The sequence below is a fragment of the uncultured Thermanaerothrix sp. genome, from assembly GCF_938028735.1.
GTDB lineage: Bacteria > Chloroflexota > Anaerolineae > Anaerolineales > Anaerolineaceae > Thermanaerothrix.
In genome coordinates this window covers 135,927-161,190 of sequence record NZ_CALIMF010000014.1, presented here as the reverse complement: position 1 = coordinate 161,190, position 25,264 = coordinate 135,927, and the positions used below count along the sequence as shown (strand labels likewise).

General features: G+C 51.8%; 24 protein-coding genes. 16 read left to right on the top strand and 8 right to left on the bottom strand.

Features of this window, described 5'->3' with window-relative positions; translation table 11 throughout:
- Positions 1–44: 44 nt before the first annotated feature.
- From Q0721_RS08460 to Q0721_RS08445, 4 genes are all read left to right on the top strand, one after another.
- Positions 45–2,477: a heavy metal translocating P-type ATPase gene (locus tag Q0721_RS08460; protein ID WP_299028245.1), complete on the top strand. Its 2,433-nt coding sequence runs from the start codon at positions 45–47 to the stop codon at positions 2,475–2,477.
- A 142-nt stretch (positions 2,478–2,619) separates the two neighbouring features.
- Positions 2,620–4,635: a transketolase gene (gene tkt / locus Q0721_RS08455; RefSeq protein ID WP_299028242.1), complete on the top strand. Its 2,016-nt coding sequence runs from the start codon at positions 2,620–2,622 to the stop codon at positions 4,633–4,635.
- A 13-nt stretch (positions 4,636–4,648) separates the two neighbouring features.
- Positions 4,649–5,104, top strand: a complete 456-nt coding sequence (gene rpiB, locus Q0721_RS08450) for a ribose 5-phosphate isomerase B (protein ID WP_299028237.1) — start codon at positions 4,649–4,651, stop codon at positions 5,102–5,104.
- Positions 5,105–5,141: 37 nt separating this feature from the next.
- Positions 5,142–7,931 carry a bifunctional transaldolase/phosoglucose isomerase gene (locus tag Q0721_RS08445; protein WP_299028233.1) on the top strand — a complete coding sequence of 930 codons (2,790 nt, stop codon included), beginning with the start codon at positions 5,142–5,144 and terminating at the stop codon, positions 7,929–7,931.
- 52 nt (positions 7,932–7,983) lie between these two features.
- Here Q0721_RS08445 and Q0721_RS08440 read toward each other — a convergent pair whose 3' ends face one another.
- Positions 7,984–8,985, bottom strand: coding sequence for a hypothetical protein (locus Q0721_RS08440; RefSeq protein ID WP_299028229.1), 1,002 nt, complete (start codon positions 8,983–8,985; stop codon positions 7,984–7,986).
- A gap of 50 nt (positions 8,986–9,035) precedes the next feature.
- Positions 9,036–9,935: an ROK family protein gene (locus tag Q0721_RS08435; protein WP_299028226.1), complete on the bottom strand. Its 900-nt coding sequence runs from the start codon at positions 9,933–9,935 to the stop codon at positions 9,036–9,038.
- A gap of 195 nt (positions 9,936–10,130) precedes the next feature.
- Between Q0721_RS08435 and Q0721_RS08430 the strand changes: the two genes are divergently transcribed.
- Positions 10,131–11,309, top strand: coding sequence for an aminotransferase class I/II-fold pyridoxal phosphate-dependent enzyme (locus Q0721_RS08430; protein ID WP_299028223.1), 1,179 nt, complete (start codon positions 10,131–10,133; stop codon positions 11,307–11,309).
- A gap of 49 nt (positions 11,310–11,358) precedes the next feature.
- Here the strand turns inward: Q0721_RS08430 and Q0721_RS08425 are convergent, their stop codons facing one another.
- Entirely contained in the window at positions 11,359–12,210 is an 852-nt protein-coding gene (locus Q0721_RS08425; RefSeq protein ID WP_299028220.1) for a DegV family protein, read from the bottom strand.
- 71 nt (positions 12,211–12,281) lie between these two features.
- Between Q0721_RS08425 and Q0721_RS08420 the strand changes: the two genes are divergently transcribed.
- Entirely contained in the window at positions 12,282–13,571 is a 1,290-nt protein-coding gene (locus Q0721_RS08420) for a hypothetical protein (RefSeq protein WP_299028217.1), read from the top strand.
- Here Q0721_RS08420 and Q0721_RS08415 read toward each other — a convergent pair.
- Positions 13,511–14,239 carry a hypothetical protein gene (locus Q0721_RS08415; RefSeq protein ID WP_299028214.1) on the bottom strand — a complete coding sequence of 243 codons (729 nt, stop codon included), beginning with the start codon at positions 14,237–14,239 and terminating at the stop codon, positions 13,511–13,513. The two genes, Q0721_RS08420 and Q0721_RS08415, sit on opposite strands and share 61 nt — an antisense overlap.
- 125 nt (positions 14,240–14,364) lie before the next feature.
- Here Q0721_RS08415 and Q0721_RS08410 point away from each other — a divergent pair, with 125 nt between their 5' ends.
- Together Q0721_RS08410 and Q0721_RS08405 are read left to right on the top strand one after the other, a co-directional pair.
- Complete coding sequence (locus tag Q0721_RS08410; RefSeq protein ID WP_299028211.1) at positions 14,365–14,937, top strand: class I SAM-dependent methyltransferase; 573 nt, start codon at positions 14,365–14,367, stop codon at positions 14,935–14,937.
- Between the two features lie 13 nt (positions 14,938–14,950).
- Positions 14,951–15,313, top strand: a complete 363-nt coding sequence (locus Q0721_RS08405) for an SCP2 sterol-binding domain-containing protein (RefSeq protein ID WP_299028208.1) — start codon at positions 14,951–14,953, stop codon at positions 15,311–15,313.
- Here Q0721_RS08405 and Q0721_RS08400 read toward each other — a convergent pair.
- Together Q0721_RS08400 and Q0721_RS08395 are read right to left on the bottom strand one after the other, a co-directional pair.
- Positions 15,310–15,663 carry an iron-sulfur cluster assembly protein gene (locus tag Q0721_RS08400; RefSeq protein WP_299028205.1) on the bottom strand — a complete coding sequence of 118 codons (354 nt, stop codon included), beginning with the start codon at positions 15,661–15,663 and terminating at the stop codon, positions 15,310–15,312. The two genes, Q0721_RS08405 and Q0721_RS08400, sit on opposite strands and share 4 nt — an antisense overlap.
- The gene (locus Q0721_RS08395; protein ID WP_299028203.1) at positions 15,614–16,285 is read right to left on the bottom strand and encodes an ArsR family transcriptional regulator; all 672 of its coding nucleotides are present in this window, start codon (positions 16,283–16,285) and stop codon (positions 15,614–15,616) included. Before Q0721_RS08395 ends, Q0721_RS08400 begins: the two co-directional genes overlap by 50 nt.
- Positions 16,286–16,470: 185 nt before the next feature.
- Between Q0721_RS08395 and sufC the strand changes: the two genes are divergently transcribed.
- The 7 genes from sufC to Q0721_RS08360 all read left to right on the top strand — a co-directional run bounded on the left by sufC (position 16,471) and on the right by Q0721_RS08360 (position 22,630).
- Positions 16,471–17,253 carry a Fe-S cluster assembly ATPase SufC gene (sufC, locus tag Q0721_RS08390; RefSeq protein ID WP_299028200.1) on the top strand — a complete coding sequence of 261 codons (783 nt, stop codon included), beginning with the start codon at positions 16,471–16,473 and terminating at the stop codon, positions 17,251–17,253.
- A gap of 31 nt (positions 17,254–17,284) precedes the next feature.
- Positions 17,285–18,700, top strand: a complete 1,416-nt coding sequence (gene sufB, locus Q0721_RS08385) for a Fe-S cluster assembly protein SufB (RefSeq protein WP_299028197.1) — start codon at positions 17,285–17,287, stop codon at positions 18,698–18,700.
- 38 nt (positions 18,701–18,738) lie between these two features.
- The gene (gene sufD, locus Q0721_RS08380) at positions 18,739–20,103 is read left to right on the top strand and encodes a Fe-S cluster assembly protein SufD (RefSeq protein WP_299028194.1); all 1,365 of its coding nucleotides are present in this window, start codon (positions 18,739–18,741) and stop codon (positions 20,101–20,103) included.
- A gap of 179 nt (positions 20,104–20,282) precedes the next feature.
- Positions 20,283–20,588: a hypothetical protein gene (locus tag Q0721_RS08375; protein ID WP_299028191.1), complete on the top strand. Its 306-nt coding sequence runs from the start codon at positions 20,283–20,285 to the stop codon at positions 20,586–20,588.
- Between the two features lie 27 nt (positions 20,589–20,615).
- Positions 20,616–21,857, top strand: a complete 1,242-nt coding sequence (locus Q0721_RS08370) for a cysteine desulfurase (RefSeq protein ID WP_299028188.1) — start codon at positions 20,616–20,618, stop codon at positions 21,855–21,857.
- A 30-nt stretch (positions 21,858–21,887) separates the two neighbouring features.
- On the top strand, positions 21,888–22,295 hold the full coding sequence (locus Q0721_RS08365; RefSeq protein WP_299028185.1) for an iron-sulfur cluster assembly scaffold protein: 408 nt from the start codon (positions 21,888–21,890) through the stop codon (positions 22,293–22,295).
- Positions 22,296–22,303: 8 nt separating this feature from the next.
- Complete coding sequence (locus Q0721_RS08360) at positions 22,304–22,630, top strand: non-heme iron oxygenase ferredoxin subunit (protein WP_299028182.1); 327 nt, start codon at positions 22,304–22,306, stop codon at positions 22,628–22,630.
- A gap of 286 nt (positions 22,631–22,916) precedes the next feature.
- On the opposite strand, the gene Q0721_RS08355 is transcribed toward Q0721_RS08360, so the two are convergent.
- Entirely contained in the window at positions 22,917–23,570 is a 654-nt protein-coding gene (locus Q0721_RS08355; RefSeq protein WP_299028179.1) for a PIG-L deacetylase family protein, read from the bottom strand.
- A gap of 5 nt (positions 23,571–23,575) precedes the next feature.
- Positions 23,576–24,376, bottom strand: coding sequence for a class I SAM-dependent methyltransferase (locus Q0721_RS08350; RefSeq protein ID WP_299028176.1), 801 nt, complete (start codon positions 24,374–24,376; stop codon positions 23,576–23,578).
- A gap of 163 nt (positions 24,377–24,539) precedes the next feature.
- Between Q0721_RS08350 and Q0721_RS08345 the strand changes: the two genes are divergently transcribed.
- A complete protein-coding gene (locus Q0721_RS08345; RefSeq protein WP_299028173.1) occupies positions 24,540–25,244 on the top strand; it encodes an FCD domain-containing protein in 705 nt (234 codons plus the stop codon).
- Positions 25,245–25,264 lie beyond the last annotated feature (20 nt).

Sequence of the window (25,264 nt, the reverse complement as noted above, 5' to 3'; positions counted from 1 at the left end):
CCTCAGGGTGTTTTCCCGTCCCGAGGTCATTGCAGGAGGTAGCTATGGAAAAAACGCAGCAAGTAGTGCTGCCTATTACTGGAATGACATGTGCCAACTGTGTTGCTACCATTGAGCGCAGCATTAAGAAAGAAAAGGGAGTGGCGCATGTTGCCGTTAACCTGGCTTCAGAGCGCGCTACGGTGATTTTTGATCCCACCTTGACCCGTCTGCAAGACTTGGTTGCTCGAGTGGAACGTGCTGGGTACGGCGTTGCTACGGGTGAAGTGCGCTGGTTGGTGCAGGGGTTGAGCGATGTTAATGATGCTCGTCGCCTAGAACGAGCACTGACTCAACTGGAAGGAGTACGAGAAGTCCAGGTTGTGTATCCGACCAATCAAATCTTCGTGCGGTATATTCCTACCCTGGTTAGTCAGCAGGACCTGCGGCGGGTCGTACGTCGCGTGGGCTTTGAGGTAGTTGAGGGTCAGGTTGATTTTCAAGATGCGGAAGCTGAAGCCCGGCATCGAGAGATGGCTCAGCAAAGGCACCTGCTCATTGTAGGATTAATGTTTACCCTGCCACTTTTCTTACTGGCAATGGGGCGTGACCTAGGGTGGTTACCTATGGCTTTGGCTCACGCTCGCTGGTTTGATGTCCTTTTGTGGCTGCTAGCGACACCCGTCCAATTCTACGTGGGTTGGCAGTATTATCGGAATGGGTACAATGCGGTACGTAACGGGGCTGCTAACATGGATGTCCTAATCGCCATGGGCTCCTCAGTGGCTTATTTGTACTCCGTAGCCGTGGTTTTGGGATGGCTTAAGGGCCACGTTTATTTTGAAACCTCTGCGGTTATCATCACCTTGGTGCGGTTGGGAAAGTTTCTGGAGGCCCGCGCGCGTGGAATGACCAGCGAGGCCATTCGCAAGTTGATGGGGCTACAATCGAAAACGGCTCGCGTGGTGCGTGAGGGCCAAGAACTTGAAGTACCTGTTGAGGAAGTTCAGCGGGGTGATATGGTACTGGTGCGACCGGGTGAGCGCATTCCGGTGGATGGTGTGGTGATAGAAGGCCATTCAACGGTGGATGAATCAATGTTAACCGGTGAGTCATTACCGGTGGAAAAGAAACCTGGGGACTCTGTTATTGGGGGCACTTTGAATAAGCAGGGTTATTTGCGATTTGAGGCCACCCGTATTGGCAAGGATACCCTGTTGGCGCAAATTGTACGATTGGTGCAGGAGGCTCAGGCCAGTAAAGCCCCGATCCAGCGCCTGGCGGACCGTATTTCAGCAGTTTTTGTTCCTCTAGTCCTTTTGATTGCCCTGATAACGTTTGGGGTCTGGTATTTTCTGGTTCCCATACCCGGGGATATCAATGCGACTTTTGCTCGTGCCTTAATCCATATGGTGGCGGTACTGGTTATTGCTTGTCCATGTGCTCTGGGCTTGGCTACTCCAACGGCGGTTATGGTAGGCACTGGCAAGGGCGCAGAATTGGGGATTCTTTTTCGCAGCAGTGAGGCGCTGGAGCGGGCTGGGCAAGTGAATGTAGTGGTGCTGGACAAGACAGGTACCTTGACCCGTGGGCAGCCGCGGGTCACGCACTTTTTTGTTGCCCCAGAGTGGCGCGCTGGGCGGGATGAAAACTACTTGCTTCAGCTGGCTGCCAGCGTGGAACAGGTCAGTGGTCACCCGTTGGGAGAAGCAATTGTGGCTGAGGCAATTGCTCGTGGGCTTTCCCTAGAAACGCCATCTGGGTTTAGTGTTGAAATTGGGCAAGGAGTTGAGGCGGAGGTTCAAGGCCATCGAGTGACTGTGGGAAGCCTGGGTATGTTTCAGAGGCGAGGCTTGGCGCTTAATGGGTTAGCCCCCGTGGTGGAAAAGATCCGAACTGAAGCCCGAACTCCGGTGCTTGTGGCTGTGGATGGCGTACTTTATGGCGTGATTGGGATCGCGGATACCCTGCAGGAGGGCGCTCGTGAAGGTGTGCGCGCGTTAAAGGATCTAGGACTGCGAGTTATTATGCTCACAGGGGATCAGCGACCAACGGCCCTAGCCATCGCTGCTCAAGTTGAAATTGAAGAGGTCATTGCCGAGGTTTTGCCTCAACACAAGGCTGAGACCATAAAGGCTTTGCAGGAGGGTGGCAATGTGGTAGCAATGGTAGGGGATGGTATCAACGATGCGCCTGCGCTGGCGCAGGCCGATGTGGGCATTGCCATTGGAACGGGTACCGACATTGCCATGGCTACCGCGCCGGTTACACTCGTTGGAGGGGACTTGCGAGGCGTAGCAAAAGCCATTTTGCTTTCGCGCAAGACCTCACGTACCATCCGGCAGAACCTTTTCTGGGCTTTCTTTTACAATGTGCTTCTCATTCCCGCGGCAGCGTTGGGATATTTAAATCCAATTCTGGCAGCACTGGCTATGGCCTTTAGTAGCGTTTTCGTGGTGACCAATAGCCTGCGTCTACAGCGCGTGCGATTGGATTAATGAGGAGAATCCAACAAAAGGGCTTGCACAGCTGTGCGAGCCCTTTTGTTTTATCGGAAAGGCTGCATAGTTTGATGGTAGAATTTTGACAATTCGATTCCTGCGCTTTTATACTCTGATCTTTTCTCTAAGGAGCCTCGTCATGGTTACTGATCCTGAGTTTGAATTGCGAGCCATCAATACCTTGCGATTCCTCTCTGCGGACGCCGTGCAAAATGCCAATTCGGGTCATCCGGGGTTGCCGATGGGGGCGGCGGCAATCGCCTATACAGTATGGACCCGTCATCTCAAGCACAACCCCCACAATCCTAACTGGCCCAACCGTGATCGCTTCATCCTCTCGGGTGGGCATGGATGTGCTCTTCTTTACGCCTTATTGCATCTGACTGGCTATGATCTCTCTCTAGAAGAACTCAAACGGTTTCGTCAGTGGGGAAGTAAAACGCCGGGGCATCCAGAGTATGGACTGACGCCAGGAGTTGAAACTACCACCGGCCCGTTGGGGCAAGGGTTCGCCAACGGGGTTGGAATGGCGATTGCGGCTGCCCACCTGGCGGCAGAGTTCAACCGTCCGGGCTTTGATATCGTGGATCACCACATATATGCTCTGGTCACGGATGGGGACTTGATGGAGGGGGTAGCCTCTGAGGCCGCTTCACTAGCAGGACACTTGCGATTAGGCCGGTTAATTTACCTTTACGATGATAATCGCATTTCCATTGATGGCTCAACCGATTTGACCTTTACTGAGGATCGTGCTCGCCGTTTTGAGGCCTATGGATGGCAAGTGTTACACGTAGCGGACGGAAATAATGTGGCGGCCATTGATGCGGCCATCCGTGCGGCCAAAGCAGACCCGCGTCCCTCTTTGATCATCTGCCGTACCCAGATTGGCTATGGATTACCCACGCGCCAGGGGACGGCTAAGGCGCATGGAGAGCCGCCAGGGGAGGACGAGTTGCGTGGTGCCAAGGAGCGCTTGGGATGGCCGCTGGAGCCCATGTTTTACATTCCGGATGATGTGCTGGCTTTCTACCGCCAGGCCGTTGGGGACGGAGCGGCAGCAGAGGCGGCCTGGCAGCGGCAGTTTGAGGCTTACCGCCGGGCCTACCCGGAATTGGCTGCCGAGTTTGAGCGGCGTATACAGGGCCAGTTGCCGGAGGGATGGGATCAGGACTTGCCTGTGTTTGATCCCGACCCGAAGGGCATTGCCACGCGCGCGGCTTCGGGGAAGGTATTAAATGCTCTCGCCGTACGTCTGCCCGAACTCATGGGAGGCTCAGCAGACTTAACGCCTTCGAATAACACCTGGATGAGTTGTACGACGGCGTTCCAGGCCGAAAACCCCATTGGGCGCTATCTCCATTTCGGGGTACGCGAGCATGGCATGGGAGCAATTGTAAACGGTATGGCATTGTACAAAGGGATCATTCCCTTTGGGGCCACTTTTCTGGTCTTTTCAGACTACATGCGTCCGGCGGTGCGACTTTCGGCGCTGTCTCACATTGGGAGCATATGGATTTTCACCCACGACTCCATTGGTTTAGGAGAGGATGGCCCCACCCACCAACCCATAGAGCATTTACCTGCGCTACGGGCGATTCCCCATTTAGTGGTCATTCGTCCGGCGGATGCAAATGAAGTGCGTGAGGCATGGAAGGTGGCTATTGAGCGTCGCGATGGGCCAACGGCGCTGGTGCTGAGTCGGCAAGCAATCCCGGTGATGGATCGCTCAGTACTGGCGCCGGCCGAGGGATTGCGGCGCGGGGCCTATGTGCTGGCTGATTTGGGAGGCGGTCGTCCGCAGATCATCCTGATGGCAACCGGTTCGGAGGTGAGCCTGATTGTTGAAGCAGGCTATGCGCTGGCCGCAGAAGGTTACAATGTACGTCTGGTTTCCTTCCCAAGTTGGGAATTGTTTGAGGTGCAGGATCGTGGGTATCAAGATGAGGTCTTGCCGCCCACCATCGAACGTCGCTTAGCGATAGAAGCGGCACGCCCTCTGGGCTGGGAGCGCTGGGTTGGTAACAAAGGGCGGGTTCTGGGCATCCACCGCTTTGGTGCTTCGGCTCCGTATAAAGTTATTTATGAAAAATTCGGTCTGACCGTTGCCGATATTCTTCGTGAAGCCCGCGGATTGCTGGGCGTAGAGGCATAAAGGAGGCACAAAAATGCGTGTAGCCATTGCATGTGACCATGGGGGATTCCCCCTCAAGGCTTCAGTCGTTGAAGCCGTACGCTCATTGGGTCATGAGGTAGTGGATTTTGGTGTAGATAGCGAGGAACGGGTCGATTACCCCGATTTTGCAGAAAAGGCAGGTCGGGCGCTCCAACGCGGTGAGGTTGAGCGCGCTATTTTGATTTGTGCTTCTGGGATCGGAGTCAACATTGCTGCAAACAAGATGCAGGGCGTTTATGCGGGTGTGTGTCATGATACCTATTCGGCCCACCAGGGAGTTGAGCACGACAATATGAATACGCTTTGCTTGGGTGGGCGGATCATTGGCCCTGAACTGGCTAAAGAAATTGTGCGTGCCTTTTTGATGGCCAAGTTTCTGGGTGAGGATCGTTACCGGCGTCGTTTTGAAAAGGTGCGGGCTTTAGAAAATGAGGCTCAACGTTCATAGTCAAAGGAACTAAGCGATTCGGATGGGAGTGAAGACCATGAGCGCAGAAGCAATTCAGAAACTCCATGCATTAGGGCAGTCGCTGTGGTATGACAATATTCAACGGCGTCTCCTGGAGGATGGTGAACTGGCCCAAATGGTCACTGAGGGGATTATCCGTGGTGTTACCTCTAATCCAACAATCTTTCATCAGGCCATTGCTCATTCTAACGATTATGATGTTGCGATTCAATCCATGGCCTGGGCAGGGTGGTCAGCGCGCCAAATCTATGATCAGTTGACCATTGAAGATATTCAGAAGGCGGCAGACTTGTTTCTGTCGTTGTACGAAGCCAGTCAGGGTGAGGATGGTTATGTCAGCCTGGAAGTGGCCCCAACCTTAGCATATGATACCGAAGGGACTGTGGCGGAAGCAAAGCGCTTGTGGAACTTGGTTGCGCGGCCGAACTTAATGATTAAGATTCCCGCCACGTTACCAGGGTTGCCGGCTATTCGTCGCGCCATTTATGAAGGGATCAATGTTAATGTAACCTTGATTTTTTCACTAGAACGTTATGCTCAGGTGATTGAGGCCTATCTGAGTGGACTAGAGGACCGGCTAGCGGCAGGCCTACCGGTTGATCGGATCGCCTCAGTGGCTTCCTTTTTTATCTCCCGTGTAGATACCAAAGTGGATAAGCGTTTAGAGGAGATCCTGCGCCGCGAAGGGCCTGAGGCAGAACAGGCTCGCGCTCTCATGGGCAAAGCAGCCATTGCCAATGCTCGTCTAGCCTATGCCCAATTCTTGGAGGCATTTGGAAATGAGCGTTTTAAAGCACTTGCGCGCCACGGAGCCAAAGTGCAGCGACCCTTATGGGCTTCAACGAGCACGAAAAACCCGGCCTATCGGGACGTACTTTACGTAGAAGAGCTCATTGGCCCCCAGACTGTTAACACTGTGCCCCCTCAAACTCTGGCGGCTTTCGCCGATCATGGGATAGCGCAAGTGACCTTAAGCGCAAAGGTGGATGAAGAGAAAAAGATCATCGCTGCTCTCGAACAGCTGGGGATCTCTATGGCGCAGGTGACACAAGAACTTGAAGATGAAGGTGTGAGGGCCTTTGCGAGTGCCTTCGAAGCCCTCTTGAAAACGATTGAAGAACGCCGGCAGGCCGCCGTGGCAGAACTGGGACCTTTCAGTACCGTTTTGGCAGCCCAGGTTGCGCGCGTTGCTCATGAGCACTATATTCAGCGGCTTTTCGAGGCAGATGCGAGCCTGTGGACAGACGACCCAGAGGGTCAAGCGGAAGTGAGACGGCGCCTAGGGTGGTTGATTGCCCCACAAAAGAGTCGCACTCTTTTGCCTTCTCTGAGTGCATTGGCACTCCAGTTGGTCAAAGAGGGATATCGGGAGGCCGTATTGTTGGGGATGGGAGGCTCATCCCTGGCGCCGGAGGTATTTGCTCTGATTTTTGGGGTGGGGCAGGTCGGCAACCAACCGGGGTTGCGTTTGACAGTGCTTGATACCACAGACCCCGAACAAATTGCAGAGGTTGTGAGTCGTATTAAGTGGGGCGAAACCTTGTTCATTGTATCAAGCAAGTCGGGGACGACGGTTGAGGTCCACGCCTTGATGGAGTATTTCTGGGAGTGGGTGAAATCCCACGGCGATACAACACCCGGGCGCCACTTCATTGCCATTACTGACCCGGAAACCCCACTTGCCAAATTGGCATATGAGCGCGCGTTCCGGGAGATTATCTATGGGGATCCCCTAGTGGGTGGACGATACTCGGCCCTGACTGCATTTGGTTTGGTGCCCGGTGCATTGTTGGGGATGAATGTTGCCCAACTATTGGGGCGGGCAGAAAACATGATGGAGCAGTGTCTGCCGAACCAACCCGCAGGACGTAACCCGGGTTTAGTCTTGGGTGTTTTGCTGGGGCTGGCTGCGGTGCAAGGGCGTGACAAATTGACCTTCCTAGCCGATCCGGAGCTATTTCCTCTGGGTGCATGGCTGGAGCAACTGGTTGCCGAATCGAGTGGTAAAGATGGACGTGGTATCATCCCGGTGGATCAAGAACCCGAGGTTGCCGTAGACGGTTATGGACAGGACCGGCTGTTTATCTATTTTCGTCTTGGCGGTGCACAAGAAGCACGTGCTCAGGCCCTGCTGGCCGCCGAGCATCCTGTGTTGACGTTCAGATTTAGAGATGTGTATGATCTGGGCGCAGAAATGTACCGGTGGGAAGTGGCGGTCGCTATTGCGTGTGCGTATTTGCGGGTCAATGCCTTTGATCAACCGGATGTGGAAGACAGCAAAAGCCGCACTCGTGCATTGCTGGCAGGTTTTCAGTCTCATGGCGTCCTATCTGTAGAATCGCCCCAGTGGGAAAATGGAAAAGTGGGCGCTTTCACTTCCCTGCAAATTAGCGGAGACACGCCATCCCTAGTGGACCTACTGAGGTCATTTATCAGGCTGGCAGTGCCGGGTGACTACGTAGCGATTAATGCGTACCTCCCGCGCAATGAATGGACGATGAGAATTCTACAAGCGCTGCGCAAGAAAATTCTTGAGGTTACCGGGTGTGCCACTACTTTAGGCTTCGGGCCGCGTTTTCTGCATTCAACCGGGCAGTTGCACAAAGGTGGACCCAATCGCGGCGTGTTTCTCCAAATCACCTATGAGCCCAAAGTTGATTTTGAGATCCCAGGGCAGGGGATTCGATTTGGTATTCTCGAACGCGCCCAAGCCTTGGGAGATTTTGAGGCGTTAAGAGCACGGGGGCGCCGCATTCTTTATCTGCATCTCAAGGACATCTCCCTTGAGGAGTTGTTGGATTTCTAACCCCCACTGCCCACCTGTCTGGGGTGGGCAGTGGAAGTCGGGGATCCGTTGATCATTTCCGACGATTGCGGAAGAGCATCGTTAGTAACATAAGAAGTGCAAGCGCCGGCACCCATGGGCGTGCCAATACCCACAATCCCAACCGACCCCATCGGCGCCAGCGATCAACCTGCTTGGTGGCCTGTATAGGAATATAGGGCTTCTGCTGCCAATCCAGTTCACGGATCAGGGGTAAGAAACCCTGCTCGACGCACCCTTCCAGGCTGAAAATGTAGATGAAATCAGTGTGCTGAAAGGCTAACAGAAGATCACGTTGCAATTCTGCCCAGCTAAGTGGACGGGTGTTAGCCACGCCCTCTAAATTCACGCCACCCCCAGTGCTACCAACTCCAATGGCCTGGGCATCGAAGGCATAGCTCCATAGATACCCATCCCCTATCGGGCGTACAAAACTGGAGTAGAGCATGAGTACCTCGCGATCGACATCTAGATCAACGATGCCTAGCAAGCGTTGCAGCAACGAGGATCCTGTACGGCGCTCGTCCACGATCAGCGGAATTTGATAAGACTCGGTGAAGTAACCATCCCGGCGAATGCGATTGACGAGCAACTGGTATGCCTGGCGCCCGCTTTCACCTCGGTCACGATTGAAGGCCTGACGGGCCAGATACCAGTAACCTTGCCAATGGCTGTGGCGTAGATATTCAACAACTCGGATATCAGGTTCGATATCCAGGCCAATGGCATCCCACCGCAGGTTATGCTCGTGGCTCCAGGTTTTGAATTTCTCGTATCGCTCATATGCTTGGGTAATATTATCCAGATTGAACCAATATCCTTGTTCTTTGGGAAGTAGCAACCAGGCATGAACAGGGATCCCCTCGCTATTTAGGCGTTGTACTATGGCTGCACGTTCGGGACTGAGATCCAGAATCCCTAAGCTGACCCTAGCTCCCAGGTTTTTGATCTGAGTAAGGAGGTCGGGAGATGCAAAGAGGGTTGTCAGTGGCTCAGTTTCAAGTTCGCAAAAGAAGGTGAGTATAGGTTTATCCATTGCGGCCTCGAATAATAGAGAATTTGAGGACGTATAAAGTGCCGGAAGCGTTAAGCCGATTCGATTTGTTGGGCAAGGGCAATGGCACCCAACACACCGGCCATATCCCCAAGAGTAGGGGGTACGATGTAAGTCTCGATCTCCTCTAGGATTTCCCTGGTCTGGATGTATTCATTCAATAGACGGCGGGTCAAGGTGCGGATGCGGGGGAAGAGATGGCTTTGTTGCATGACGCCGCCCCCCAGGATGATGCGTTGAGGGGAGGCAATACAAATGATAGATTGTAGGGCCAGGGCAATGTACTCGGCTTCCAATTCCCAGATGGGGTGATCGGGCGGGAGGAATTCCGGTTTTTGCCCCGTTCGTGCCATTAAGGCTGGGCCACTGGTCAGACCCTCAAAGCAATCGCCATGGAAAGGACAGTTTCCAGGGAAGGGATCTTTTTCTGGATCGCGGGGTAGGCGAATGTGCCCCATCTCGGGGTGGAGCATACCGTGAAAAGGATGGTTCTGGACAATTAGCCCGCCGCCAACCCCTGTACCAATGGTGAGGTAAACGTAATCACGCAATCCTTGCGCTGCTCCCCATTTGCCTTCACCTAAAGCAGCGCCGTTGACATCGGTATCAATGACAACCGGACAGCCAGTGCGGGTCTGGAGCACGTCTCGAATCGGAACATTGGCCCACCCCGGTTTGGGGGTTGAGGTGATGTAACCGTAGGTGGGTGATCCTACAATCAAATCTAAGGGGCCAAAACTGGCAATACCGATCCCCGCCAGTTGAGTTTGGGTTTTCTCCATAAAACGGATAAAGAATTCAGTTGCTTGATTAAGGGTTTCTTCTGGTGTGGTGGTCGGGAAACGTATCTGGGCTACCAGTTCATTCGGCCCATTACCGATGGCGCAAATAAACTTGGTTCCGCCGGCTTCGATTCCACCAAAGAATGTCATAAGTCACCTCATTGCAGGTTGAAGCCAAGATCATCAGAATGGGTTGAGCGGTAAAAGTCCCAAAAGGCTTTTACTATTGGTTATAATAGCGGAAAGCTCTTGTCCAGCCAGGGGTAAGAGCATTGAATTGACCTTTCAGGGTAGGGCTTTCTCAGCAATCTTATCATAAACCACAACGAAAGATGTGAGGGATCCATGGATATCTTTGCCAAATGTCATGAATTTACAATTGCCAAGCAGGCTATCGAGCAGGGGATTTATCCTTATTTCATTCCCATGGCAGAAAACGAGGGGACCGAAGTTGTTTTTGAAGGCAAACGCCTAATTATGTGCGGTTCAAACAACTACCTAGGTCTCACGACGGACCCAAGGGTGAAAAAAGCCGCCTGTGAAGCCATTGAGCGTTATGGCACCAGTTGTACCGGCTCCCGTTTTCTTAACGGTACACTCGCGTTACATGAGCAACTCGAGCACGAATTAGCCGAGTGGGTTGGGAAGGAGGCTGCGCTGGTATTCTCGACTGGAATGCAAACCAACTTAGGTACGATCAGCGCGCTAGTGGGCCGGAATGACGTGGTTATTTTGGACAAGGACGATCATGCCAGTATTGTAGACGGGGCTCGATTAGGGTTTGGTAAAATTGAGCGCTTTCGGCACAATGACGTTGAGCACCTAGAACGGGTTTTGCGTTCCATTCCCGACGAGAGCGGCAAGTTAATCGTAGTTGACGGTCTCTTTAGCATGGGGGGAGACCTGGCTCCTCTTCCCGACATTGTGACCGTGGCACGGAAGTACGGTGCACGGATCATGGTGGATGATGCTCACGGCATGGGGGTGTTAGGAGGAGGCCGCGGCACAGCGGCTCATTTTGGGGTTACCGATGAGGTGGACTTAATCATGTCTACTTTTAGCAAGTCCTTTGCTTCACTAGGGGGCTTTGTGGCCGGAGACGAGCAGGTCATTCATTATGTGAAGCATCATGCCCGCGCATTGATTTTTAGCGCTAGTATTCCGGCTTCAAATGCTGTGGCTGCGTTGACAGCCTTGCGCATTATGCGCGAAGAGCCTGAGCGGATTGAACGCGTTAACAAGATCGGCGAGCATATGCGCAAGGCGTTCCAAGAGATGGGCTTCAATATTGGTAACTCTCAATCTCCCATCGTTCCGATCATCATAGGCGATGATGAGAAAACATTCCTGACTTGGCGCTTGTTGTTTGAGAATGGGGTCTTCGTCAATCCGGTGATTAGCCCTGCAGTCCCGCCTGGGATGCAATTATTGCGTACCAGTTATATGGCAACACATACCGATGAGCAATTGGAGCGCGTTTTGGATATTTTCTACAAGGTTGGGAAAATGGTAGGGCTCATCTGAAACCCGGGTGCGGGGTCTAAGCCATGCATACTGAGGCGTAGGAAGAAAACTACGCCTCAGTATTGGAATGTGCATCAGCAATAAAGAGAATACCAATTGTATCTGGGCCGCAGTGGCTGGAAATAGTAGCCCCGGCCTGAGTAACACAAATCTCTTCAACGGGGGCCATTGACTTTATGGATTCAACCAGGTAGGCTGCATCTTCGTCGCAACCCGTGTGGGTAACAAATACACGATGCAGATCCAAGTAGGGCAAGTGCAAACGAAGGTCTTCAAGCATGGCATCCAGGGCTTTAACCCGCGTGCCCCGGATTTTGGCTTTGACTCCCAGCATGCCATCGGGACGGACCTCAATAATAGGCCGAATTCTTAGCACACTTCCCACGATTGCCTGCAAGGCAGTGCAGCGTCCTCCTTTATAAAGATACTCCATCGTTTCGATGACGAACGAAGTGTGAACCCGTGGAACCATGGCCCGAATTTCACGGACGATTTCCTCGGCTGTCCATCCTTGATCGCGCAACTCAGCAGCCTTGAGGACCAGCAATCCAATACCGGTAGAAAGGTTCTTGGAGTCTATAATGTAGATTTTCTTATGGGGTAATTGTTGTGCGGCGAGTAAGCTATTTGAAAGTGTGGCTGACAGCTTCGCCGATATTCCGATGTATATGATCTCATCTGAGGGCTCAAAAAATTCGAGAAACTCCTTTATCGAAGGGGCAGATGTTTTGGGAAGTTCACCGGTTTTGGCCACTAGGCTGAATAGTTCCTTGGGGGATATAGAGCCATCAGAGATTGTTCGATTATCAATGAAAACCTGTAAGGGTAAAACACGAACATTAAATTGATGGATCAGTTCAGAGCTCAAATCTGCGCAACTGTCGGTTACAATATCCACCATGGGTTGATAACCCTCCCAAACAATATCCGGCTAAATTATAGTCCAGGATTGTCATTGGAGCAGGAAATTCTATGGGTAAAGAGTCTTGTTCAATCTATTTGTTTGATCTGGATGGTGTACTGATTCAACCGGGCGGTTACCGGCAAGCGCTCAAAGACACTCTCAATGATTGGGCGGCCAGGATGGGGTTGAACCCCACTTTTGCTCCCAACGAGGATGAGATTGCTGTTCTTGAAGCACAAGGTGTGACTAGTGAATGGGATATGATTCCTTTTTCGCTTGCCTTGATTATTGAGGCTTGGTGGAATTTACATCCGGGGATAACTCTGCCGGCGGATTTGAACCAAGCCCTCAATGTTATCCGTCAGACAACTTCTCATTCGGTTGCGCGTCCGGCTTTTGGGAAGGCGTATGATGGATTGGGGGACAAGCGTATGGCCGGATATCCGCTAGTCGAGGGTTTACTCATGCAAAGAGATTCCTCGTGGTTGCAGGAACGGTTCCCGCGCTTATCTCATCATCCATTGCTAGAGGTGATGTTCTCCTCAACTCGGGATATCTTTCACCATCTACCCAACCGGGATTTCCAAGTGCGGGTGTTGGGTAGTCATCTCTTTGAAGAAACTTACCGCGTGAAAGCTCCCTTTGATTCGGCCTCTTATCTTGAAGTGTGGGATCGTGTTTTGGTGGAAAAAAGCATTTTGGCAGAAGTGCTTCAAAATGGAGAGGGCGGAGGAGCCGTGATGACCGCACGACCTTCACGCCCCCCCCTGTCTCCACCCCACATTCGGGTAGGCTATAGTCCTGAGGCTGAAATTGCTGTTGAACTGCTTGGCGCCCCTGATCTTCCAGTGATTGGCCACGGGGCTCTCATATTTGTGGCAGAGTACTTGGGGATTCATGCCGAGTGCCTGCTTAAGCCATCACCCTTTCAGGCTTTGGCTGCCATCATGGCGGCTCTCACGGGGGATGCCCTAAAAGGTTTGTTGTGGGCTTATCAGATGTATGGAAGGCCAGAATGGGGGGATAATGCTCATCTGAACGGCCTAATAGATAAGCACTCCCTGCGTTCGTGCCTTTTACCGTCTCGTTTGAGTGTGCACATTTTTGAAGATTCTCCGGTTGGCATTCGGGCTTGTCAAAAGGCTACGGAGTATTTGCTTGGACTAGGTTGCCAAGTAAACCTTAATGCCTGGGGAATCTCGCATCAGCCCACCAAGAGGCGAGCCTTAGAGGAACTTGGCGCTCAGGTCTTTACGACTATCAACCAGGCGCTTGAGGTTGTTCTGGCACGGCGAGATCACAGAAAACGTGCCCCTGTGGTTGGGCGTGATTCGAGTTGGGAGTCTTCATCCACGTAAGTTGGCTCGCGCTGAAGGCCAGTGGATCGCGATGGGGCGGTGCGCAGTGGCATAGGGCTGGCGACAGGCGAATCGCGCTGTGGTGTTATTGCGGATCGAAGTTCACGAGGGCGCTGCATGGGTTGAGGCTGAGGGCGCGCAGGTGCTGCCGGGGCATTGGCGAACACACGCTGACCGGCCAGGGTTAATGTGCCAATGAGCAAGATACGGGTCACCCAAACCAGAATGGCAATAAACAACGGGACAACCTGGATTAGCAATTCTGGATTGATGAATGCGCTGGCGCGCGGCGTGTGCTCGACCAGAGCCAGCGAAACGCTCCACCAGGTCAGAACGGCGTTCATGGTGGCAGCCAAGAGCCAGGCGCCGAAAAGGAGCCAAATCCCCTGATTCTGGGCAATCTCCTCGTCAGGAAGGAACAGGCGAGCAATCCCAGCAAAATCAATGCTGCAAAATGCAATGGCAAGAACGGTTGCCCATTCCAGCGGGCCGAAAGCGAGGTCACCCAGTAGGTCATGAAGAGCTACATAGGTGGTGCTGTAGTTGAAGATCTCAAACCCAGCTAGCGCAAGCAACAATAAAATCCCAAAGAAAATCCCACGGTGTCGGTGAAGCGTCACCGGAAGGTTTTCGAACCAGGTATTGATCGAATGGGTTAGAAGGGTCATGATCTGTCACCTCCTTCTTATCCGGTAGAGGGAAGAGGGCGCTTTCTATGGATTGCTTATATTATAGAATATATGTTCTATTTCGTCAAGCGCCATAGCGGAGTTATTTTGAGTACAATAAACGCATGAGCATAAGCAAAGGCAATTCCCATTTTGACTGGTTGGCGCCCTGGTATGAAAGCATCTTTGGATTCCCCCCCAGTGATGAGATCAAGCGATGGCTGAAGTTACCTGTTGTGGGCTGGTTGTTGGATGTAGGGGGTGGGACGGGCAGGGTGGTAGCAGGTTTGATCAACAGTGTGGATGGGATCGTAGTGCTGGATCCTTCAATGGGAATGTTGCGCCAAGCGCGGTTAAAGCCAGGGCTTTCTCCGGTGCAGGGGACGGCTGAGTGTTTGCCCTTTCAGGACGGCATGTTTGCTCGGGTGCTAATGGTGGATGCCTTTCACCATGTGCAGGATCAAGGGGCTGTACTGGATGAGCTAATGCGCGTGCTAGCATCAGAGGGTGTCTTGGTCATTGAAGAGCCTAATTATCACCATTGGGCTGTCAAGATAGTGGCCCTACTTGAACGTAGTATTGGTATGCGAAGTCGCTTCCGATATCCTGAGGAGCTCGCGGCTTGGATTAGGGCCAGAGGATATCATCCCGAAGTGTACAAACATGGAGCTATGCTGCGCATCATTGTTGTAAAATAAATGACGAGGAAATATGAGCGACATTACTGTTCGATACGTGATGCAGAACTTAGTCCGTGCCTTTTCTCCAGAAAATGCACGGGATGTTCAAGCGGTTATTCAATTACACGTAACAGGTGAGGAACCCGGCGACTGGGTTATACGGATCCGCAATGGGCAATGCGTAGTGGTGGAGGGCGTGGCAGAAAATGCTGACCTTACCTTCACGGCTGAAGCGCGTGACCTTTTAGATATGCTGCAAGGCAAGTTGAATCCTCTAAGCGCCTATATGATGGGGCGACTTGATTTCAAGGGCAATAGTGCGTTGGCAATGAAACTCCCCACCCTCTTTGCGAAGGGAATGGACTATCTCAAACAGCAGAGCGGTCGGGATTAATACAATCCCCATCCCAGATCGATGCCCTCCTCCATCATCGAGAAGTCCCACATTTCCATACCTAGTTCGATGAAGGTAGGAAGACCTAGAGTCTGTTCGGCTTTCTGGCGAGTCATCTCGATCAGCGCTGGCCCGTAGGGGCAAAAAGGTGTGGTCAGAATCATGCGAATCATTACTTGATCGGGCTCGATCCTTACATTGCGGATTAAGCCCAGTTGGATGACATTTAACCCAATCTCGGGATCAATAATTTCACGCAGAGCTTCGCGCAATTTTGCACATGCTTCGGGGTGTGTGGCTTCAGCGTCCCATGCGGGGCGATTCGTGCCGGGTTGGGGTGGGTTTTCCATGTTCGTTCTCCATCCTGATGATATAGACGCAGCGTTGATCCTTTTGGACTACGCAGGTGACTTTATCTGCTGGATAGGCTAGCAGGGTTGAAATTAGTCGTTGGTCCACCGAGCATACTTCGGGATATTGCTGACTTAGATAATAATAAGGGCAGTTTATCTCGCGAATACGGTAAGTATCGCCCTCTTTTTCCCATTCCACCAGGAAGCCTTCTTCGGCGAGAACCTCACGTAAAAATTCCAGGCGCTCCTCAGTACTCATTTTTGCAACAACGTCGTGGTAGTTAGTAGCGATCTCCTCGCCAATTTGGGCAAAGATTTCGCTAATTGTCTCGGGAGAGAGGGTGCCTTTGAGTTGATCCAGCAAGCGCGTTGTCAAGCGCACGTAGCGGGTTGGAAAGCGCTCTAAGCCCGCCTCAGTCAAGTAATAGACCAGCCGCGGACGCCCAACCCCATGGCGTTCCTCTTCACTTGTGACCAGACCCTCAGCAAGTAAGGCGTTCAAGTGGTGGCGTACCGAGATAGGGCTGATCCCTGCGGCCTGGGCCAACTCATTAATGGTGCGGCGAGGGCTGTTGAGCAGGGTTTGCAAAATGCGTTCACGCGTGCTTTTTAAGTTCATCGTTATCCTGACAACCTAATATTCCAAACAAATAGCCTATATTTTGCTAACGCCAGTATAGCAAAGATCGGGCAAATTGTCAATATATTAGAATATTATCATAAATATTGACTTGATAACAGAAACATGCTATAATGCGCTCAACTTGATCGGCAAGCGGCAAATTTCAAGGAGGTAATAAGTTCATGACCGACGCATTGGTAATTCGTAATCTGAGGGTGCGCATAGAAGGGAAAGAAATACTAAAGGGAGTGAATCTGACTTTGCCCAAGGGTGAGGTTCATGCCATTATGGGACCGAATGGTACGGGCAAATCCACGTTAGCATACACCCTGATGGGGCATCCGAGTTATGAGGTGGTAGAAGGCGAGGTGTGGTTCAAGGGGCAAAATATTTTAGAGCTAGAACCGGATGAACGGGCACACTTGGGAATCTTTTTGGCTTTTCAGTACCCGGTGGCTATCCCAGGGGTAACCATCGCTAATTTCTTGCGCACGGCCTTGAACGCTCAACGGCGAGCGCGCGATCCCGAAGATAAAGGGATCCCGATTGCAGAGTTTCGTAAGTTGCTTAAAGAAAAGATGGCATTACTCAATATGGATCCCTCTTTTGGGGGACGGTATTTGAATGACGGCTTTTCGGGTGGCGAGAAGAAACGCGCTGAGATCTTGCAAATGGCTGTATTGCAGCCTGAGATCGCCATCTTAGATGAAACCGATTCGGGTTTGGATATTGACGCTCTGCGGATTGTTGCGCAGGGTGTAAACGCCTTACGGGGTCCCAATCTGGGGGTACTTGTTATCACCCACTACCAGCGTATTTTGAACTACATTCAACCCGATGTGGTTCATGTGATGATGGATGGACGCATTGTAGAAAGTGGCGGCCCAGATCTGGCACTGCATCTGGAGGAGAAGGGCTACTCCTGGGTGCGTGAAAAATTGGAAGGCGATTCGGTTCTGGCATAAACCTTATTGGCATGTCTCAATGGAGGATACGATGGTTGCGAAACCTCAGCAGGAAGAATTCCTGGAGCAGTTAGGGGAATATCGCTATGGCTTTGCGGCTCCAGATGTCTCGGTCTTCAAGGCCCGCAAGGGGCTGGATGAAGAGGTTGTGAAACAAATATCCTGGATGAAAGGCGAGCCACAGTGGATGCTGGAGTTTCGCCTGCGGGCGTTAGAGCATTTCCGTAAACGCCCGATGCCCACTTGGGGAGCAGATCTTTCAGGACTTAATTTGGATGATATCTATTACTACGTTAAGCCTACCGATAAGGAAGGACGCTCGTGGGATGATATTCCGGATCCTATCAAGGAAACATTTGAACGCTTAGGCGTTCCGGAAGCAGAACGCCGTTTTCTGGCCGGGTTGGGGGCGCAATATGAATCTGAGATGGTCTACCACAGTATCCAGGAACATCTTGCCAAACAGGGAGTTATCTTTGTAAGCATTGAGGATGGTCTGCGTCACTACCCGGACCTTTTTCGGGAGTATTTTGGCAAGGTTGTCCCGATTGAGGACAATAAGTTTGCGGCCCTTAATAGCGCAGTCTGGTCAGGCGGCTCATTTGTTTACGTGCCCAAGGGGGTTAAGGTGGATCTGCCTTTGCAGGCTTACTTCCGCCTGAATGTAGCTAACATTGGTCAATTTGAACGCACTCTTATCATTGCAGATGAAGAGGCTCATGTTCATTACGTGGAAGGCTGTACGGCGCCGATCTATTCGACGGATTCGTTCCATAGCGGCGTCATCGAGATCATTGTGAAAAAGGGAGCTCGGGTGCGGTATACCACCATCCAGAACTGGTCCACCAACGTCTACAACCTGGTTACCCAGCGGGCCATTGTGGAAGAAGGGGGTACGATGGAATGGGTGGACTGCAACTTGGGGTCCAAAATTACCATGAAATACCCCTCCTGCTACTTGATGGGGCCTGGGGCGCATGGAGAAATTCTTTCCATGGCATTTGCGGGCCCCGGTCAGTGGCAAGATGCCGGGGGCAAGGTGATCCACTTTGCCCCGCACACCAGCAGCAAGATCACTTCTAAATCCATTAGCAAAGGGGGGGGACGGGCTTCATACCGCGGCTTGCTGAAGGTGCACGAAGGTGCTTACGACTCGCGTTCTAACGTGGTATGTGATGCTTTGCTGTTGGATCCAAAATCTCGTTCTGATACATATCCCTACATCGAGATTGACGAGGAGGATGTGACCATTGGTCATGAAGCCTCAGTCTCGAAGGTAGGTGAAGAGCAGCTCTTCTACCTGATGAGCCGCGGTTTGAGCGAGGAAGAAGCCACTACCATGGTTGTTTCAGGGTTTATTGAGCCTTTGGTCAAAGAGTTGCCAATGGAATATGCCGTTGAGATGAATCGGTTGATCCAGTTACAGATGGAAGGCTCAATTGGTTAACTACATCGAAGACTTGAATTGATGAGGATGCGAACACGATGACGAAAGAGACTCCTGAAATTGTCGTACGTGGCCGACGGCGCGAATCTCGGGCCTTAGTGAAGACCTTTACGTTCCAGCGCGCTATGGTGCGGATGGCAGGCTTGAGCCAAGGCCTCCGGGCTTTTCGCGAGCAGGCTTGGGATCTTTTTGAAAGCCTGCCCATGCCTGACCCCAAAGACGAGGCTTGGCGACGCACCGACATTAGTGGCCTACAGGCCGAAACATTCCGGTTGCCTGAACCGGATGCTCATCTCGATTTGGCTCCCCTGGATGAGAATCTGCTCAGCCCTCTGGCAGGCGAAGCTCATGCTGGCCAGGTCATTTTGCTTCCCGGCGGGGTCCGTACTGACCTGGATGTATCTTTGCGGGCACAAGGTGTGGTTTTCACCGATCTCCGCACCGCGGAACGCGATCATGCTGGTTTGCTGGAAGCCCGTTTGGGCAAGATAGTACGCCCGAATGAAGGTAAATTTGCTGCAATGGCAGCTGCGTTGGCCCATACGGGGGTATTTCTCTATGTCCCACGCGGCGTAACTATTGAGCAACCTCTGCACAGCCTGCTGTGGGGTCCCGGGGTGGGGTTGGCTCACATCTCGCATCTGGTGATTTGGTTAGAAGAGGGGGCTTCAGTCACCTATGTGCATGAGTATGCCTCGCCTACTGAAGAGGGCGGACAGACTTTGCATGTTGGTCTGGTTGAGGTATATGTTGGCGAGGGCGCCAGTCTGCGCTTTGTTGAGCTCCAATCGTGGGGCGAACATGTTTGGAATTTCACTCACGAGCGGGTACGCGTCGCGCGTCAGGGGAGCGTGGACTGGGTCTTTGGAGCCATGGGCGGGCATGTGACCAAAAATTTTGCCGAACTAGACTTGGTGGGAGAAGGAAGCAGCGGACGTATGTCGGGCTTCTATTTCACCGATGGCGATCAGCATCTTGATTATGACTCGCAACAGAATCACCTAGCGCCTCACACTACCAGTGATTTGTTATTCAAGGGTGCACTACTTGATCGTAGTCGAGTGGTTTGGCAAGGGATGATCTACGTTGCCCCAGGAGCATTTAAGACGGATGGGTATCAGGCTAATCGCAATTTGGTGCTTAGCCGCCAGGCGCGCGCCGACTCTATCCCAGGTTTGGAGATTTTAGCCGATGATGTGCGCTGTACCCATGGCGCTACTGTGGGTAAGATTGACCCCGAGCAAATCTTTTACCTACGTGCCCGCGGTATACCCGAGGTAGAAGCCAAACGGTTGATTGTTGAGGGGTTCTTCGATCCTATCATGCAGCGAATTCCGTTTGAGGGTGTACGTGCACGCTTTCAAGAGGCAATTCAGCGTAAGATGCAGAACCTTAAAGGATAAGCCAGAGCACGAGTTTTCAGGATGGCCTATATTTTCTGGTCGTTCGGATACGAGAGGGCTAGAGCGGCCAAGTGGCTTTGCCAAAAATATACCAAGGTCAGACTAACAATGTCTGATCACATTATTTTGAATGTGCTAAAATAGTATGACGTCAAAACAAATCTTTGCAGGAGGTGGATATGGCAGGTGTACCATATATGCGTCCACCTGAGCCAGAACATGGCTTTGATGTTGGCGATGTCGTTGAAGTCTACTGCGATCATGAGAAAAACGGCCAGCGCGTGCGTGGTTGGGTGAAGGGAATTGTGGTACAGGTAGATTCGAAGATGGTTGCAGTGCAATTCCGCACCAATGTCTATCTAACAGATGGTTGGATGGTACCTGACCACATTCTGTGGTTCCCAATCCACTCGCCGCATATTCGTGTGCCTCAAAAGCGTTCTTCACGTACGGAGCCAGTGGGTTCTAAAGCATCGCAACTCTAGTGTTGGTGAGCGGAGAGTTTTATTCGGATGGCAACCGAAACCTATATACTGGACGTCGCAAGAATCCGTGCGGATTTCCCAATTTTGCAACGTGAAATCCGCCCTGGTGTGAGATTGATCTACCTGGACTCCACGGCCACGGCTCAAAAGCCACTGGCTGTGATCGAAGCCATGGATCGTTATTACCGTTGGTCCAATGCCAACATTCATCGTGGGGTGCATACTTTGGGTGAGGAAGCCACAGCGCTGTACGAGGCAGCTAGGCAGCGTGTAGCCAGATTTATCCGTGCTCGTAAGGCGCGTGAGATTGTATTCACCCGTAATACTACGGAGGCCATTAACTTGGTAGCCTACGCCTGGGGACGTAGTCAGTTGAGGACGGGTGATCTTATTGTTCTGACTGAGATGGAACATCATTCCAATTTGGTGCCTTGGCAGATCTTGGCAGCCGAGAAGAACATACGCTTAGAGTTTGTTCCAGTGACCGAAGCGGGTTACTTGGATTTGGAAACATATGAACATTTGTTAGACCAGTCCCCTCGCCTGGTTGCGTTTACTCACATGTCAAATGTACTGGGGACGATTAATCCAGTACGTGAAATGGCGGAAAAGGCCCATCGAGCTGGTGCGCTGGTGCTGGTGGATGGTGCTCAGTCGGTACCCCATTTGCGCGTGGATGTGCAGGCCCTGGGGGTGGATTTCCTAGCCTTTTCGGCCCATAAGATGCTAGGACCAACCGGGATCGGGGCACTTTATGCCCGTGAGGACCTCTTGGAGCAAATGCCACCTTTCTTAGGGGGTGGCGATATGATCAAGAAAGTTATGCTCAGGACGTTTACCCCGAATGATATTCCGTATAAGTTCGAAGCCGGTACCCCAGCGATTGCAGAAGCAGTAGGTCTGGAGGCGGCGGTGGCTTATCTGGAAGAAGTAGGAATGGAGGCCATTGAAGCCCATGAGCGCGGGCTCATCGCTTATGCCTTAGAACGCCTTGCTACGGTGCCGGGCTTGAAAATCTATGGACCCGTGGCCGATCATAGAGGTGGCGTTGTTTCGTTTTCTATGGAAGGTGTCCATCCCCATGATGTGGCTCAGCTTTTGGATCGCGAGGGGATTGCCGTCCGCGCTGGGCATCACTGCGCCATGCCGCTACATGAAAAACTGGGCTTAACAGCCACAACACGTGCTTCGTTCTATCTATATAATACCTACGAAGAAGTAGACCGTTTGGTTGAAGCCTTGCACAAGGTGCGGGCCATTTTTGAATAATATAGACCAAGGAAGATAATAACTGAAACTATGGATGACCTCTACCGTGAATTAATTATTGAACGATATAAGATGCCCCATCATAGGGGTGTTTTGGAGCCCCATGATATCTCGTATGAGGATGAAAATCCGTTGTGCGGGGACCACATCCGCGTTGATTTGCGTGTGGCCGAAGACGGCACGATCACTGAAGCAGCATTTAGTGGGCATGGGTGTGCTATCTCTCAAGCCGCTGCTGATTTGTTGATGGAGTCAATCCTCGGCAAACACCTAGATGAGGTTAAGGCGCTGGGGCGTCAAGATATTCTAGAGCTGCTGGGCTTCGAAGAACTTGGACCGGTGCGCATCAAGTGCGCGTTGCTTCCGCTCAAAGTCTTAAAGGCCGGAGTATATGGACTGGGGCATCATGAATTTGAAACGTTGGGCGAGGAGTTGTAGACAAGCCTATGGCAGGGGATTATGTGTTTTTGAAAATAGCCACCCTAGATGAGATACCCGTGGGAGAGAGGCTCTTTCTGGAAATCAACAACGAACCTATTGTAGTGCTCAATCTAGGGGGAACGCTCTTTGCGATTGGTGATGTATGTACCCACGATGAGGGACCCCTTGGTGATGGAGAAATTGAGGGTTATCAAATCGTTTGTCCACGCCATGGGGCACGTTTTGATATTCAAACCGGCAAAGCCCTGACCTTGCCGGCGGTGGTAGACATTCCGGTTTACCCTGTTCGTGTTGAGGGGAACGAAGTCTATATAGGGATAAAGCGGGCCTGAAAGAAAGCATGCGGATAAAAGAGGCGACTGCCCAAAAAGGCAGCCGCTTTTTGTTGTAGAGAGTGCAGTGGACAACAGTCCCCACTTTTGTTTATTACCAAGTGAAGGTCTCTAGGTGGGGCTCGCGGGCAAGGCATTGGCCCTTTCACCGCTTAGCGGTGGGACACGGTTGCAAGATTCCTGTTCCTGCCCATCAATTTCCCACGGGCACCGTTCTGCAAGGGGCTCCCAGGGAGATCCTTAATGGGTGACAATGGATGACTATGAGACCATAGAGCGGTTCAGTTTATCTGTTAATGCAACTAAAGGCGCCTACAATTCGCAAGATATCGAATCCTTCTGCATAGGGTCGCTCACAAATAGCCCCATTGCGGATTAGGGTAGCACGGGTGATCTTCGGATCGAAGTAATAGCGATTCTGATAGGTTTTGTACTCTGCCAGGGCGGCGATTTTCTTTTCCACATCCTCTTCGGTTACCTCTACTAAAAAACTGGGAAAGAAGCCGTAACTGGAGCGAATCACATCAAACCCAAGCACAGTAGTACCCCGAAAGGCTCGCAAGGCTTCCTCGGTGGCTGTGACGTGATCCTGATGGATGTCTGCTTTGGTGTGGACAAAGACGAGATCGGGTTGAAATGTGCGATTGATATGGATCAGATATTCTAGAATTTCCTGTCGAAAATGGGGAAAGCGCCGCGTTTCGAATTGCCCTAGAATAACACGATCCTTGGGCACACCAAGCACTGCCATGCTTCGGTAATGTTCTTCTACCAGATTCTTGAGTTCCGGGTTTTTCTGGTTGTCTGAGAGGGTAACGCACAATATCTCGGTCTGGCGCACGATGTGGGCAATTAAAGCCCCACATCCGAGTTCAATGTCGTCGGGGTGTGCGCCGATGAAACATACCCGACGTCCGTAAAAATACATGTCTTGTCCCATAGGCGCTACTTTGTGGCTAGGATTCCACCCACAACTTTGGTCATGACCAGTTTTCCCTCTTCCTTCAGGCGGCGAGTTGCAACCTGGGCAATTTGATGCATGACCCGTTCAAAATCCTCTTTGCCCTCGAACAAGCCCTTCCATAATCGGCGGTCTTCGGAGAGCGACGCCCGGGTATATTCCAGGAAAGGCTCCACCGACTCAAAGGTCAATGGGTTTTCAAAAATGTGGAGTTCCACCTTCGAGAATTGTCTTTGAATGGTGGCGTAAATTTCACTGGCATAACGCGAGCTCCCCGGCATAGGGGGTATAGGTTTCTGAGTGGCTTCATGGATAATCTCGTAGAAAATCTGTTTGTTATTGGGCATAGGACCTGTGGTGAAGAGATGCCCTCCCGACTTAAGTACACGGTGGATTTCTGAAATCGTGAAGGGGATATCCTCAGCGTAGTAGATGGCAAAACAACATGAGACTACGTCAAAGTGGTTCTTAGGGTAGGGAAAAGGGCGATTGAAATCTAAGTAGGTAAATTGTATGGGGGCTGCACGTTTCTGGCCTTCTTGACGTGCTTGGCTAAGCAGCTCCTCATTGACATCCCCGCCGATAATCTCGGCCTGGCCTTGCAGGTGATTGAAAAAGACAAAGCATTGCTTACCTGCTCCGCACCCCACATCTAGGATGCGATCCCCTTGTTTGAGAGGTAACACTTCAAGCATCCATTGATCAATATCCCGACTTCCATAGCGGGTATGGATATCAATCCGTGTGAGCAAGTCTCGAGAAGTTTCGCGGTAATCGTACTTCATAGTTGTTCTCCTCGGGTAGGATTACATTGGGGTAAGTATAAAGGTTCAGAGCGAGTTGTCAAGGAAATCACCCTATTGCCGACTTGACGCGGGGCTTTTACGCGTGCTATACTGATTATGATGAATAATCTGATTAATATGACAGATTGAGCTGCTGGGGTGTATGATGCTACTAGAGCGTTTGACCAATCATCACCTTTCAGAATTTCTGCGGTACCTGGCATCGGAAGTCTGTCAGGATGAAGAACGCTTACCTTCGCTTTCGGAGTTGAGCACGCGTTTGGGAATTAGCATCTCGGTCTTGCGAGAACAGCTAGAAGTAGCACGCGCGCTGGGCCTGGTAGAAGTCCGTCCGCGCACGGGCATCCGGCGAATGCCATACTCCTTTGGACCGACTGTTGTCCAGAGTCTAGCCTATGCGATTGCGCTCAACCCTGACTACTTCAGTGCTTTTTCCGATCTGCGCAATCACATCGAGGCGGCTTATTGGTTTGAGGCTTGCAGCCAACTGAGCGAAGAAGACTGCAAAGAGTTATCGCGGCTAATCGACCGTGCTTTTCAAAAACTACAAAGCCGACCCATCCAAATTCCTCATCCGGAGCATCGTGAACTACACCTGACCATTTATCGGCGGCTCAATAATCCCTTTGTGGAGGGGCTTTTGGAGGCTTATTGGGAACTTTATGAGGCTTCGGGTTTAGATCTGTATGCCGACCTGGCTTATCTTGAGCGTGTCTGGAACTATCATCGCAAGATGGTGGAGAGCATATGCCAGCGTAACTACCAGGCTGGCTATGAGGCGCTGATCGAACATATGGGCTTGATCCATCAACGTAGCAAGCCCATGCCATTCCAACGTTTTGAGTGAGGTTTCTCTAGAAGAGGTAA

Excerpts from the sequence above, each read along its gene's own strand:
- Q0721_RS08460 (WP_299028245.1), top strand. The coding sequence starts at position 45 with ATGGAAAAAACGCAGCAAGTAGTGCTGCCTATTACTGGAATGACATGT.
- tkt (WP_299028242.1), top strand. The coding sequence starts at position 2,620 with ATGGTTACTGATCCTGAGTTTGAATTGCGAGCCATCAATACCTTGCGA.
- rpiB (WP_299028237.1), top strand. The coding sequence starts at position 4,649 with ATGCGTGTAGCCATTGCATGTGACCATGGGGGATTCCCCCTCAAGGCT.
- Q0721_RS08445 (WP_299028233.1), top strand. The coding sequence starts at position 5,142 with ATGAGCGCAGAAGCAATTCAGAAACTCCATGCATTAGGGCAGTCGCTG.
- Q0721_RS08440 (WP_299028229.1), bottom strand. The coding sequence starts at position 8,985 with ATGGATAAACCTATACTCACCTTCTTTTGCGAACTTGAAACTGAGCCA.
- Q0721_RS08435 (WP_299028226.1), bottom strand. The coding sequence starts at position 9,935 with ATGACATTCTTTGGTGGAATCGAAGCCGGCGGAACCAAGTTTATTTGC.
- Q0721_RS08430 (WP_299028223.1), top strand. The coding sequence starts at position 10,131 with ATGGATATCTTTGCCAAATGTCATGAATTTACAATTGCCAAGCAGGCT.
- Q0721_RS08425 (WP_299028220.1), bottom strand. The coding sequence starts at position 12,210 with ATGGTGGATATTGTAACCGACAGTTGCGCAGATTTGAGCTCTGAACTG.
- Q0721_RS08420 (WP_299028217.1), top strand. The coding sequence starts at position 12,282 with ATGGGTAAAGAGTCTTGTTCAATCTATTTGTTTGATCTGGATGGTGTA.
- Q0721_RS08415 (WP_299028214.1), bottom strand. The coding sequence starts at position 14,239 with ATGACCCTTCTAACCCATTCGATCAATACCTGGTTCGAAAACCTTCCG.
- Q0721_RS08410 (WP_299028211.1), top strand. The coding sequence starts at position 14,365 with ATGAGCATAAGCAAAGGCAATTCCCATTTTGACTGGTTGGCGCCCTGG.
- Q0721_RS08405 (WP_299028208.1), top strand. The coding sequence starts at position 14,951 with ATGAGCGACATTACTGTTCGATACGTGATGCAGAACTTAGTCCGTGCC.
- Q0721_RS08400 (WP_299028205.1), bottom strand. The coding sequence starts at position 15,663 with ATGGAAAACCCACCCCAACCCGGCACGAATCGCCCCGCATGGGACGCT.
- Q0721_RS08395 (WP_299028203.1), bottom strand. The coding sequence starts at position 16,285 with ATGAACTTAAAAAGCACGCGTGAACGCATTTTGCAAACCCTGCTCAAC.
- sufC (WP_299028200.1), top strand. The coding sequence starts at position 16,471 with ATGACCGACGCATTGGTAATTCGTAATCTGAGGGTGCGCATAGAAGGG.
- sufB (WP_299028197.1), top strand. The coding sequence starts at position 17,285 with ATGGTTGCGAAACCTCAGCAGGAAGAATTCCTGGAGCAGTTAGGGGAA.
- sufD (WP_299028194.1), top strand. The coding sequence starts at position 18,739 with ATGACGAAAGAGACTCCTGAAATTGTCGTACGTGGCCGACGGCGCGAA.
- Q0721_RS08375 (WP_299028191.1), top strand. The coding sequence starts at position 20,283 with ATGGCAGGTGTACCATATATGCGTCCACCTGAGCCAGAACATGGCTTT.
- Q0721_RS08370 (WP_299028188.1), top strand. The coding sequence starts at position 20,616 with ATGGCAACCGAAACCTATATACTGGACGTCGCAAGAATCCGTGCGGAT.
- Q0721_RS08365 (WP_299028185.1), top strand. The coding sequence starts at position 21,888 with ATGGATGACCTCTACCGTGAATTAATTATTGAACGATATAAGATGCCC.
- Q0721_RS08360 (WP_299028182.1), top strand. The coding sequence starts at position 22,304 with ATGGCAGGGGATTATGTGTTTTTGAAAATAGCCACCCTAGATGAGATA.
- Q0721_RS08355 (WP_299028179.1), bottom strand. The coding sequence starts at position 23,570 with ATGGGACAAGACATGTATTTTTACGGACGTCGGGTATGTTTCATCGGC.
- Q0721_RS08350 (WP_299028176.1), bottom strand. The coding sequence starts at position 24,376 with ATGAAGTACGATTACCGCGAAACTTCTCGAGACTTGCTCACACGGATT.
- Q0721_RS08345 (WP_299028173.1), top strand. The coding sequence starts at position 24,540 with ATGATGCTACTAGAGCGTTTGACCAATCATCACCTTTCAGAATTTCTG.